Here is a 13,107-nt window from a genome sequence, read left to right on the forward strand (position 1 = left end):
TCATTATTAATCTAGCGATTTAGGATTGTAAAATTGTCTACCATCTAATCCAAAAATACGTTCTGTAAATTGACCTTTATCAGTTTTCTTATAAGCTTTTTCAAACATATTCATTTTCGCATCTATATTATCAATGAAGAATAATATTTCTGCCTCTTTCATATGAGGTAATTTCGGCGAACCAAATTCCATTTTACCATGATGCGCTAAAATCATGTGGCGTAGCAATAACACTTCTTCACCTTCAAGATTCAGCTCTCTTGCCGCTTCTGCGACTTCATCACTAGCAATTGAAATATGCCCTAATAAATTACCTTCGACAGTATAGGAAGTAGCTACTGGACCACTTAATTCTCTAACTTTGCCTAAATCATGCAAAATAATTGCGCTATATATCAAACTGCGATTTAACAATGGATAAATATCACAAATTGATTTTGCAACACGTAGCATTGTTAACACATGATAGCTTAAACCACTCGCAAAATTATGATGATGTGTACTAGCTGCTGGAAAAGTAAAAAACGCTTCTTGATGCTTACGTATCAAATGTCTCGTAATACGTTGTAACGTTGCATTTTCAATGTCCAACATATAATGCGATATTTCCTCTTGAATTTCATCTGGAGTAAGCGGCGCCCCATCAACAAAATCTTGCGTTTTCATATTATCATCTGGTGTAGCTAATTTTATCTTGTTTATCTTCATTTGCTTACGACCACGATAATTAATTACATCACCAGTAACATGTACGATTTTCTCAGGTTCTAATATTTTCATATCTTCTTTACTCACAGTCCACAATTTGGCTTCTATATCGCCACTTTTATCTTGTAAGTATAGTGTCATATAGTCCTTACCTTGAGCAGTAACACCTTGTGTCGCTTTATGGATTAAGAAAAAATGATCTACTGAATCACCTGGATTTAATTTTTCTACATTTCTCATTATTTACCGCCTTCCTGAATTTTATCTAAAGTAATAATTTGTTTTGAAGGCACACTATTATCTTTCACACATGTAAAGTATAGGATTTGATAACTGTTAGGCATTTGTCTCAAATAATTCATCATGATTTCTTTTCTTTGCTTATCAAAATGAACAAACGCATCGTCTATGATAATTGGGAACGGATAATATGGCTTTAATGTTTTAATTAAACTTAAACGCAATGCAATGTATAAGATTTCTTTTGTTGATTGGCTTAATTCAACGGGTTCATACATTTGACCATTAACTTGTTTAACCATTAAATTATCATTTGCATACGTAACTTGAACATAATGACCATTTGTTAAATGCGTAAAGATATCTGTTGCTTCATTTATCACTTGTGGTAAACGTTTATCTTTAATTTGTTTAATATGTCCTTCTACCAATGCTTGTAAATAACTTAAACTTGCCCAATCTTTCGCTTCAGCATTCACTTTATTTTTCAATATGTGGAATCTATGTCTTAAATCAGCTAAAGTCTTATCTGTTTCCATATCTGTGATTTTGGCATTTAAGTCACTTACTTCAGATTGCATTTCTAAATACTGATCATTATAATCATCAACTTGACGTGCTAATACTTCATCTTCGTTAGTAAGTTGTGCAGATGTTTTCTCACTTAAACTTGAACTTGTATCATAATTATAATTTTGATTTTCCAGATATTTTGATAAGTCATTAAATCTCGACATATTTTGATGATAATTTTGATATTGAACATGATGTTGATAATATGATTCTTCATCGTTAACATTAACAAAATTGAATAATTGGTCAATCACACGGCTATTTTCATTTAATCTACTATTCAGTTGTGAAACTTCACTTTCAATTAATTTGATTTGTTCATCATTACGTGTCCATTTTTCCAAATTACTTGTTTCTTCTTTAAGCCATTGTCTTATATCGTGAAATAGCGATAATTCATTAAAATACGTAAATTGGTTTTTAGTTACTTCTTGCGCATGTTCGTAAAAATCATTTAATTGTTGTTTTAAGGCTTGTACCTGTGTTTGCAAATCATCGATATGCTTTTCATGTGTTTTAATTTTATTCATTGTTCCAATACTATCTACGATTAATTCATCTGACATTTTATCAGATAAATATAAATCAGCTTTCACTTTATCAATGTTTTGTTGCGCATTTTGATATTGTTCCTTTGCCTGAGTTAAAGTATTGGTTAAGTATTCAGCCTTCTTATCTATTGCTTCTTTTGTTTTGATTGTTGTTTGTAGCTGTTCTCGTACTCTGTACTGATCATCCAAGTCGAAGTCAAGATCATAGTTATCTTCAAGTTGTGTTACTTGCTGTTGCAAATCTTCAATTTCTTTAGAGAAAGATTCACTATGTCCGACCTCTTTCGTTTTAACAAAGAATATACCGACAATAAATACGACTGATAGAATAGCAAAGATAATCCCGAAAATGATATTCGCAGATACAAATGAGAAGACTGTCAGTCCAATGCCAATAATAGCCAATATAATTAAACTTATTCGCATTAAATTTTGTTTCTTCTCATTCTCTCTTTGCTCTTTATCAAATGTTTCTTTCATTTTTTGATAAAGATTGTTTTTCTCTTGAAGCTCAAACACTTGTCTATTATATTGTTTTTTCTTTTCAAAGTTCTCTTCTGGAACAATATCTGCTTCAAGCGCATTCATTTCTGCGTGATTTGTATCATTATCAATTTTATTTTCTTCAATATTACGTTCGAGTTGTTGGATATAAGCCATTTGTTCTTGTTTATCTTTTATTTGATTACTGACATGACTCTTCATAGCTTCTGAACCATCGACTTCATGATGAACAGTTTGCCATCCAATGTTTGACTTCAAGCCTTCTTTTTCACGTTCTTTATCTTGTATTTCTTTATCTAACGCCTTAACTTCATATTCTTTTTGTTTTATTTCATTTTCTTGTTGATGTAAATGATTAAATGCATCAATGTCACTTTGCCTTGGTACTGTTATTTTTTCATTTTCGGCTTTAAGATGTGCTAACCGTTCTGTTCTTAAACTGATATCACGCTTTAAATTTTGAGTTTGTAACTTTGCCGATTCATAACGATCTATACCTTGTTCTGGAAAAACAACAGGCTCTATATTCAATTGGGTTTCCAATTGTTTCCACTCTTGAGTCTGTTCAAGTAAAGCGAGTTCTTTTTGTTTACGTTCATGCATTTTAGATAGCTGTGCTAAATTTTGTTTTAAATTATTAAGTCGTCTTTCTGCTTTATCTTTATCATCTACTAATCGCTTATAAGAAGTTAATTTTGCTTCTTCTTCACGAATTTGGCCTTCTAATTCTTTCAGTTGTTCTATTTGTTGATTGATAATTGGATTGCGACCATTTTTTTTATAAAGTTCTTCCTTTTTAGTATTTAATACCTCACGCATAGTCGTAAATTCAGTAGAGCCTAAAGCACCAGCATGTAAAAGATAATTTTGTAATTGTGTTTCATCCATATTTTTATGAATATCTTGCAACCCTAAAACATCGAATGAAAAAATCCCTTGATACGTACGTTTCGAGATAAAATTAAGTTCTTTTTTTAACCAACTTTCATCTTTAATGCTACCATTAGGCAAATAAACTTTCACATCACCAGTCGCACTGCCTTTAATACGTTCTACTTCGACGAGCGAGCCGTCATCTTGAATTAATGTTAATTTACCACCGTATTGATTACCTAATCTTGGTTCTAAACGTGGTTCGTTCTCTTTTTTTGTAGGAAATCCAAAGAGAATTGAATGAATAAATGCTTGTATTGTAGATTTACCCGTTTCGTTTTCACCATAAATCTGAGTAAATGATTCGTCAAATTCAATTTTTCTTTCAATAAATCTACCGTATCCATAAATCTCTAATGATTTGATTTTCATATTATTCACCCCTCATATCTGACTTCAATAATTCTTCAGCATGTTCAATTAATGCTCTTCTATCGAAATCACTATAATTTTCTAGATATTTAGACGCTTTGGGATTTAAATACAAATCATTCATAGCACCGTCATAAACAGTTGTATCATCTATTAATTCAGGCGAGAATTCTTTAACTAATGTATTTTGATCTTCATATTTGTTTTTAATTGAGAGTTGTTCTACAAATACAAAATCATGCTCATTTTCTTCAAAATCACTTATCATTTCATGTACTTGCAAAATATCTTGTTCAGATATCAATTGATCTGAATTTACAACAACATTCAGTTGATAGATGGCTTTTCCATTTTTTCTCACTTGTGATTTAAAAGATTGAATGTCATCAAAAAGACCTTGCTTCGATGTTTTATCCGATTCTATAGTTGCTTTTTCAAATCTTATAAATTGAGTAGGAACAAATTGCGCGTTGAGTTTTAAATCGTCCCCTTCAACTAACAAGCATCCTTTTTCACCCAGCTCTTTAAAATGTCTGCCTTGAATGTTACCAGGATAATGAATTTGTGGCATATCACTCAGTTGTTGACGCTCATGAATGTGGCCTAAAGCCCAATAGTGATATAACTTATTATTTAAGTCTTCTAGTCTGAATTCAGTATATCGATCATTGGTATTTGATTTGCTATATGTACCATGCAAGATACCAATATGTATGCCTTTTTGACCTTGACTTGAAGGATATGCATCTAATTTATTTTCATAACTTGCATCATTTTGATAACTAAAACCATGCAAATAAATCTCTTCGCCATTTTTAGTGATTGTTTGATAAGTTTCAACATTTTCAGAGAAAACGGAAACATTATCTGGCCATACTGTGCCAATACTTGCTGATAATGGATCATGATTCCCGTGACATAAATAAACAAATATTTGTTCTCTCTTTAATCGTTCAAACTGTTCCTTTAAGAATACCTCTGCACGTAGCGTGCGGTTATGTTGATCAAATAAATCACCAGAAATAATCATAAAATCTATTTCTTCATTTAATGCTAAATCTACTATTTTTTTAAAACTTTCGTAAGCACTTTTTTGCATATCATCAAAAATAGACTGACTAAGATAACTTCTAGATTTAAAAGGACTATCTAAGTGTAAGTCAGCGCAATGAATAAATTTCACCATACAGTATAGTTCTCCTTTATTGAAAGGTTTATTTGTACTTATGCATATACCACAATTAATTAACATCTAAGTTATTTCTGTCACTTGTTAAATTGTATGCATAACAATCCTTTTACCTCTATATTTTACCATATTGTTTATTCACCAGTCGATAAAACTAAGCGAGCAATCACTTTGTTTCTCTCATATCTACCTTATTAGTAAAAATCCCTTTCAATCAATAGCCAAAATATAATCAATCTATATATTCACAAAAAAATAGACCAAGACAAATATATGTCTCGATCTATTTAACCATATAGGTCGCATCGGTATTGAACTACTACAAAATCAAATTTATAAAAGATAGGATTACTGTTTTATTCTTTAAACGACTATATTATTTAAATAAAATTCATTTATATTCAACTAAAAATTAGTCAGCGTAAATTTCATCTAAAGGTTTAACAATGATTTGGTTGATTTCTTGGAATACTTGGCTCATATTTTGTTCAGCAGCCATTAATTCAGAAATGTTTGAATCATTTTCGATTTTTTGAGCTTGTTCTTGTGCTTTTTGTAGCTCTTCTTCACCGATTTCTTCACCTTGCATTTGTTTTTGTTGGAAACTTAATTGTGTTTCACGGAATTCATCAAATAAATCTTTTGATTCTTGATTTTCTTTAACTTTTGCATAAGCATTTTGAATAGCTTGATATTCATCACTTTCTCTTAATGCTTGTTCTAATTGATTTGCATGATCGTATAAATTTACTGCCACTATGCTTCACTCCTTTTTTGTATATGTGTGAAAACCACATCGATATTACAATAACATAATTTAATATGTTATACAAAAATTGCAATTACACCTTGGAATAAACCGATTATGCCACCGAGTAAAAATCCCAAAAACATGATTAATTTCAATTCTTTATTAGCGATATCAATGATTAATTTTTCAATATAAGCTAAATCAAATGTATTAATCTGTTCTTCTACCATTTGTCTCAAGTTTATTTTTTTCATAATTGGAGATAGATGTTTTGACGCATTATCAATAATTACATCGGTTAACGTCTTAGATACTTTTGTTTCTAAGAATGAAATAAAGCTTGGCATAATGGTATGCAATGGTTTATGTGAAGTTTGTTCTAAGTCCACATATCCTAATGCTAATTCTGTCACTGATGTTTTAAAAGCTTGATATTGCGTTTCATTTATCAATTCATTCAACTGTTTCGATTTCATTGTTGCATATTCATTTTCAATAATCTGCGTAGCAATTGCTTTTGCTTTAGGATGACTCGTTAATCTAATGAGTTCATGCTGTATTCGCTCTGCAATGCTTTCTTTTGTCATGAACATTTGTAACATACCAACAATTTTTCCTTTTTCGTTGAAGAATGTATCTAACATAGAAGCAATATCTGCCCCACCTTTTTCTGATTTCAAGTATACGCGTGCTCTATCAAATAACAACTCAGGAAGTAGCGCAATTTTATCATCTATACTACTTTCAATGTCATTAGGAATAAGTTGCTGGATTGGCGTATTTTGATAATCTAAATAAAAGTTATCCATTTTATCTGAAATTAATTCATCTAATTTTTGATTTGCTGTTTTAGAAAAATCAATATCTACAATGTCTGCTAATGATTGTATTGTCGTATGATTCTCTTTCAATTTAGCGATTTGCTTAAATATAATCTCTTCAATTGCATCTCTAGAAGTTGGTGCATTTAACTTAGCTTGAATAACTTCTTCTGTAAGTAAGTGTTCTTCAACAACTTGACCAATTTTATCCGCAATTTCTTTTCTTCTTTTAGGTATTAATCCTGGAGTGAAAGGCACTCTTTTTTTGAAAATATAATATGTTTTAAACGGGTGAAACAACATTTTAACAGCAATGACATTGGTTACCCCACCAATCAGTGCGCCTATAACCATCATAAAGATGATAACTAAAAATGTCTGCATGTGTATGACTCCTTTGTTTTCTTAAATAAATTTCAAATTTTCTTATAATCATTTTTACATTGTATAACATATAACGATTCATTGCGTAGAAAAACATTCCAAAATTTTACTTATAACATAAAAAAAGACCTAAATCTATGTTTAGGTCAAGTAGAGGTAGAGTGACTAAATCATTCATATATAATATCACTTCCCATGACTGATAATTATATAAATAATGATTCTTCTATCACTAATTGAATTAATATTATACGTGCATTAATTCTTCTTTAGAAATTCTACCAAAATAAGTTTCAGCTTCTCTTAATTTTGAAGTACCAAATATCGGCTGTGTCTCTTGATTTAGCACACGATAGATATCACTCACTTTGTTACTTTGTAAGATGAAGCCATTACGACTATCAACAGTGTTCCAATAGATATCACTTGTTGTAGAATGGTTAGGATATGCACAATGATTACGAGAAATCGTTTGTACCATTTCTAGAGGATCACATCCAAATGTACTATTTAACACATCTGAATCTCTAAATAATGCACAAATTGACACACATGTTGTCCAGTTAGGTAATACTCTCTCTTTTTCTATTTGTACCAATGTCTTTTTAGAAAGACCTATTGTTTGGGCCATCGTATCTTGCGTATAACCTGCTTCAATACGTACCATTTTAAATTTTGTTTGAATTAAATCTGTGAAACTCTGTCTATCCATTACTTTAATCTACCTTTCATAAAAGAATATTTTATCCGGACACAAGAAATTGCAATAATACACGCTTCTTGAAACACAAATTACATCATAATACAATTTTTAGGAAAATAAAAGAGTGAAATGAAATTTTCATTGTTAATTATCATTGGCGCAATTATCAAAATAATCAATCTTATATCTTATAATATATTAAAAACAAAAATCACTTTGTTTGTAAGCGTATTATTATTGTGAAATGTGTTATCAACTCAAATTACTTATTACTCTTTTAAGATAAAAACACTATTTATTATTATAGACCATTTTTCTTGTTTACGCATAGATAAACTACAAATTTCTCTAAATTAATTTAAATGATAGCTTTTGTTTACATTATTTAGAATTTTCATTATAATCTGAGTTACTTTTAAAATTTTGAGGTGCTTAATATGAAAAATACATATATATTACTAGCTAGATGTACAGACAGCGTAGGTTTAACGTCATTAATTACAACGATTATTGCGGATCATGGATCTAATATTTTACATTTAGATCATTTTACAGAGTATGAAAGCAACCAATCTGAAAATGGTAAATTATTTTTACGCTTAGAATTTGAACAAGTTACAGAACTTAAAGAAGCATTAGAATCGACTTTAAATCAATACGATATAAAATTTGAACTTTTCGATAATAATGATAAAACGAAAATCGCATTATTTGTTTCTAAAGAAGATCACGCATTTAACGAAGTGCTATTAAGAGTACAACGAGGTGAATTGCCTGCAGAAATTGTATGTGTCGTAAGTAACCATGAAACAAACAGACATTTTGCTGAATCTTTGTCTATTCCATTTTATTATGTGCCAAATAATAAAGAGAAACAAGAAGTAGAGCAAGAGATACTTAATATTTGTAGCCATCACGAAATCGATCTCATTGTACTAGCAAAATATATGCAAATTTTAACTGATCATTTTGTAAGTCATTATCCAAACCAAATTATAAATATTCATCATTCATTCTTGCCATCATTTATCGGTGCAAATCCTTATAAACAAGCTTGGGAACGCGGTGTTAAACTTGTAGGCGCTACAAGTCATTATGTTACGTCGGATTTAGATGAAGGCCCAATTATCGAACAGGATGTCACACGCATAAATCATCGCTACAGTGTTCAAGATTTAAGAAAAATAGGACGTCACGTTGAATCAACCGTGCTAGCACAAGCAGTCGAATATCACGTACAACATAAAATTATTGTAAATGATGGAAATAAGACGATTGTCTTTAATTAACAAATATTTTTTGTGTACTAATCACTGTTTCAGAGATAAAAAATAAAATTTTTAAGAATTATATATTTTCTAAAACCTACTATTGTAAATAGATACATTTAAAGTTATCTGAAACTCATTGTATTGACTTCAGATAACTTTATTATTTATATATAGTTCCACTTACTCCTGTAATATACTTCTTTAATTTACTTATATATCGTTCAATTCTGTTATACAACAGAATCTGACGATTATAAAATGATTTTGCGATTTCATTAATTTTTTTAAATTTAATAGACTCGAAATACCAGTATATTGGAAAGCAATGATCTAATCGCACTATTCAATAATCTATTTTTATTCTCCCTATCATATGACTCAAAATATTCTATGTATCAAATGATAATTCATTTACTTACATTCCAAAAATAATGTATAATTATTTTCACTAATATTAATAAAAACTAAATATGAAAGCGTGATATGTTCAAATGAATTCAGTATGGTTTATATTAAAGGAACAGTTGACGAACCTGTATTTAATTAAAAGACTAGCAGATTTCCAATTACGAATTTCTAACCATAACAATTATTTAGGTGTAGCTTGGGAAATCATTAATCCAGCATTGCAAATTGCAGTATATTGGTTTGTATTTGGTCTAGGTTTACGGAATAATGCTACTCATGATGGGATACCTTTTATTTATTGGCTTATTGTAGGTATAAGTATGTGGTTTTTTGTAAATCAAGGTGTTTTAGAGGGTACAAAAGCGATTGTATCAAAATACAATCAAGTTGCAAAAATGAATTTTCCATTATCTGTCATACCTAGTTACATTGTATTTAGTAGATTTTATGGACATCTCGGCTTATTGTTGATTGTGTTAATCATTTGCTTTTCGGGTGGATATCACCCTTCTATTTATTCATTACAATTATTAATTTATGTACCTTATGCCTTAATATTAACGACTATTATCTCAATATTCACATCAACTTTGGCCGTATTGATTCGTGATACGCAAATGGTTATTCAATCGTTAATGAGAATCATATTTTTTGTATCTTCCATATTATACGCACCTAAAAATGAAATTGTGGTAACAGTCATGAAATTAAACCCGATTTATTTTTTAGCTGAAGGATACCGAGCCGCCCTATTGCACAAAGAATGGTATTTTATTAATCATTGGCATTTAACTGTTTATAATTTTGTACTTGTCTTGATTCTTTTTATCGTAGGAGCTGTCGTGCACATGCGTTATAGAGATCATTTTGCTGATTTTATGTAATTTATCTTAATAAAGCTCCCTTACATTGATAGAACTACTTTTTCATTTTATGAAAATAAGGCATTCCTATACATAAGCTCTAGCTTTTGTATTCTATATAAAGTGTATCCGGGGCTTTATACATGTGCATTAGCTTAAATGTACATTATTTTCCACTTCTCAATTTAACCGCCCTTAGCTAAACGATGTAATCATTATTGAAACTCCACAATTATCCGAGATTTCATATATGTAATTTGTAATAGACTATTCTCATGTTATACTCAATTAAAATAATTTATAAGTAAATGTTTTATCAATATATGACAAATAAACTTTAGATTGGGGAATTAATTATGCAAGTATATATCAATCATCCCGTCATTGCTATAAGTGCTTCGTTAAAATTTTTTCAATTACAAACTGTTTCAGGGCAACTCATTTTGCTAGATGATCGTATCATCTTTAAATCTCTAGAGACAATGCAAATTGGAAATATTAAGGAGACATTTTTATTTACAGATATCAAAAGCTTGAAGACAGGTTTCTCACTTTCACCTTTTAGAATTACAATAATGGACCATGATGGTGAAACATGGATATTTGATCAAGTCCATCGTAAAGATGCAAAAAAATTTGTAGAACTGTATCATGCTATTACATAATACCCATTTAGCCTTCATCATTTTCAATACAAGTTACTAAAAAAATGTTTGTAACAGACAACTGATTATCAATTAAATTTGCCTATCAAACGTGCAACTTACTTATGTTATTGCACATATATTGCATCTAATTTAATCGGCTGTCACTACTTATCTTTATCATCTTTTCTGCCTAAGAAATAATCAATAATTAAAATGATAAAAGGTATAGATAATGTTATGAATACTGAATAATGACCTCTCTTTATAAAAAAGTATGTGCATATCACCGTTATTATTAAACAAATTGCTAAGACAATCAGTACATATAATTTATTTTTATTCATATGCATAGTGCTCCTTCAAATTTAGATCAATCACAAGATAACATATGATGCAAATCACTTCTAATTTGATGATATCCGTGTTTCAGTGTTTATGATTATTAAAAATACGAACCTATTAAAGCATATCAGTACGCATTAAAAAGTCTGAGACAAAATAGATGTCTCAGACTTTTTCAATTAGGCAGTAGATGATTGAGTTGAAAATATAAAGACTCACTTATTTATAAAAACTATTTTTCCATTTTTATAGAAACAAATCGTTCTTTTGCATAAGCTAAAGCTTAGATATGCCACATAAAAATGCTAGTGAGACTTATGTATGCACGTTAGCTCAGGTAAAGCTTTATTCTAGTCATCTTTGCCTTGATTGCATAGGTAGGACGACGTAATCTTTATTAGAAAATTTGATTTCTATGCCCTACCCTTTATTAATCTATATTTATTCATTAAGTGTACGTTCTTTTGCTAACTTTCTTTCTTCAGCCTTTGAAATAACTAAAGCACATGCTGCGTCGCCTGTTATATTGAGTGATGTTCTTGTCATATCAAGTAATCTATCAATCCCTAAAATAATACCGATGGCTGCTGGATCTAGTCCTACTGCATTTAATACCATTGCGAGCATAATCAATCCCACGCCAGGAACCCCAGCTGTACCAATAGATGCCACAACTGCTATAACGACAACTGTTATAATTTGCGAAACAGATAAAGTCACGCCAGAAATTTGAGCGATAAATATCGTTGCAACACCTTGCATTATGGCAGTACCATCCATGTTAATCGTTGCGCCTAAGGGTTGAACAAATGAAGCAATTTCCCGTCTAACCCCCATTTTTTTCGTGCATTCTAATGATACAGGTAAAGTAGCCGTAGAACTTGAAGCACTAAAACCTAATGTGATAGCTGGAATAAAGTCTTTGAAAAACTTTAATGGACTTGATTTTGCCATAAATTTAACGGCAGCACCATATACCACAAAGAAATGAATCCCTAACCCCAGTAAGACAATAAAGAAATACATACCTAATTGCTGGATTGCCCCAAATCCAGCACCAGTAAAGGCATGTGCTACAAGACCAAATGTACCAATTGGTGCAAAGACACTCATAATCATTGTTACAATATACATGAGTACATCATTGGTTTGTTCTAAAAATTTATGAACCATTTGTGCCTTTGAACCCACCATGATAATACCTACACCAATGAAAATAGCAAATGTAATAATTTGCAACATATTTTCATCCGTCATGGCTTGCAATGGATTTTTAGGAAATAAATTAATTAAAGTTTGATCAAATGTTTGTTTGGCGGCTGAATCTTGTGAACTGTCTTCTTTCTCTAATGTTTGTTGATAACTGGATACATCATCACTATTTAATAGTTCTGATTTTCCAGCACCGGGTTGTAATACTAAAGCCAATGTAATACCAATGATAATTGCAATCGCTGTCGTGGTTAAATAGAAGGTAATCGTTTTTATACCTATGCCCCCTAATAATTTTGGATCACCTACACCGACTACCCCTAAGACGATGGAAACAAAAACAACTGGCACTACTAACATAAAGATTAAATTCAGAAAGATTTGTCCGATAACATTAAATAGGTATTTATCTACGTTTTCTACAAAAGCTGTATTCGAAAATACATTAAAGATAGAACCAATTGCAATACCTAATACTAACGCGATGACAATCTTTAATGAAAGATGCTTCGTTTTCATAGCAATATCCCCCTTTTAGTTATTACTATTTATTATATAGTATTTTTATATAAATTAAAGTAATAATTCACCAAAATAGATATATTGCCATGCCATGCCATTATTTATGATCGTTT

The 13,107-nt window shown here is 30.4% G+C and carries 10 protein-coding genes; 3 read left to right on the forward strand and 7 right to left on the reverse strand.

The window, feature by feature from the left end; all coding sequences use genetic code 11:
• Positions 1-6: 6 nt before the first annotated feature.
• The 6 genes from yhaM to xdrA all read right to left on the reverse strand — a co-directional run bounded on the left by yhaM (position 7) and on the right by xdrA (position 7,738).
• Positions 7-948, reverse strand: coding sequence for a 3'-5' exoribonuclease YhaM (yhaM, locus tag KA893_RS02255; RefSeq protein WP_210125562.1), 942 nt, complete (start codon positions 946-948; stop codon positions 7-9).
• Positions 948-3,881 (reverse strand): ATP-binding protein, encoded by a 2,934-nt coding sequence (locus KA893_RS02260; RefSeq protein ID WP_129530957.1) that lies wholly within the window; start codon positions 3,879-3,881, stop codon positions 948-950. The genes yhaM and KA893_RS02260 overlap by 1 nt, the downstream gene beginning before the upstream one ends.
• 1 nt (position 3,882) lies before the next feature.
• The gene (locus KA893_RS02265; protein ID WP_041080114.1) at positions 3,883-5,067 is read right to left on the reverse strand and encodes a metallophosphoesterase family protein; all 1,185 of its coding nucleotides are present in this window, start codon (positions 5,065-5,067) and stop codon (positions 3,883-3,885) included.
• 415 nt (positions 5,068-5,482) lie between these two features.
• Positions 5,483-5,827 (reverse strand): YlbF/YmcA family competence regulator, encoded by a 345-nt coding sequence (locus KA893_RS02270; protein WP_002482889.1) that lies wholly within the window; start codon positions 5,825-5,827, stop codon positions 5,483-5,485.
• Positions 5,828-5,895: 68 nt separating this feature from the next.
• Positions 5,896-7,026 (reverse strand): DUF445 domain-containing protein, encoded by a 1,131-nt coding sequence (locus tag KA893_RS02275; protein ID WP_129530956.1) that lies wholly within the window; start codon positions 7,024-7,026, stop codon positions 5,896-5,898.
• 247 nt (positions 7,027-7,273) lie between these two features.
• Positions 7,274-7,738 (reverse strand): XRE family transcriptional regulator XdrA, encoded by a 465-nt coding sequence (gene xdrA, locus KA893_RS02280; RefSeq protein WP_002482887.1) that lies wholly within the window; start codon positions 7,736-7,738, stop codon positions 7,274-7,276.
• A 428-nt stretch (positions 7,739-8,166) separates the two neighbouring features.
• Here xdrA and purU point away from each other — a divergent pair, with 428 nt between their 5' ends.
• From purU to KA893_RS02295, 3 genes are all read left to right on the forward strand, one after another.
• Positions 8,167-9,018 carry a formyltetrahydrofolate deformylase gene (gene purU / locus KA893_RS02285; protein ID WP_011302813.1) on the forward strand — a complete coding sequence of 284 codons (852 nt, stop codon included), beginning with the start codon at positions 8,167-8,169 and terminating at the stop codon, positions 9,016-9,018.
• A gap of 473 nt (positions 9,019-9,491) precedes the next feature.
• The gene (locus tag KA893_RS02290) at positions 9,492-10,292 is read left to right on the forward strand and encodes an ABC transporter permease (protein WP_041080116.1); all 801 of its coding nucleotides are present in this window, start codon (positions 9,492-9,494) and stop codon (positions 10,290-10,292) included.
• A 335-nt stretch (positions 10,293-10,627) separates the two neighbouring features.
• A complete protein-coding gene (locus KA893_RS02295) occupies positions 10,628-10,936 on the forward strand; it encodes a carbohydrate kinase family protein (protein WP_210125564.1) in 309 nt (102 codons plus the stop codon).
• Positions 10,937-11,701: 765 nt separating this feature from the next.
• Here KA893_RS02295 and KA893_RS02300 read toward each other — a convergent pair.
• Positions 11,702-12,991, reverse strand: a complete 1,290-nt coding sequence (locus KA893_RS02300; RefSeq protein WP_210125566.1) for a dicarboxylate/amino acid:cation symporter — start codon at positions 12,989-12,991, stop codon at positions 11,702-11,704.
• Between the last annotated feature and the right edge of the window lie 116 nt (positions 12,992-13,107).

The sequence above is a fragment of the Staphylococcus sp. GDY8P126P genome (genome assembly GCF_017891965.1).
Taxonomy (GTDB): Bacteria; Bacillota; Bacilli; order Staphylococcales; family Staphylococcaceae; genus Staphylococcus; species Staphylococcus saprophyticus.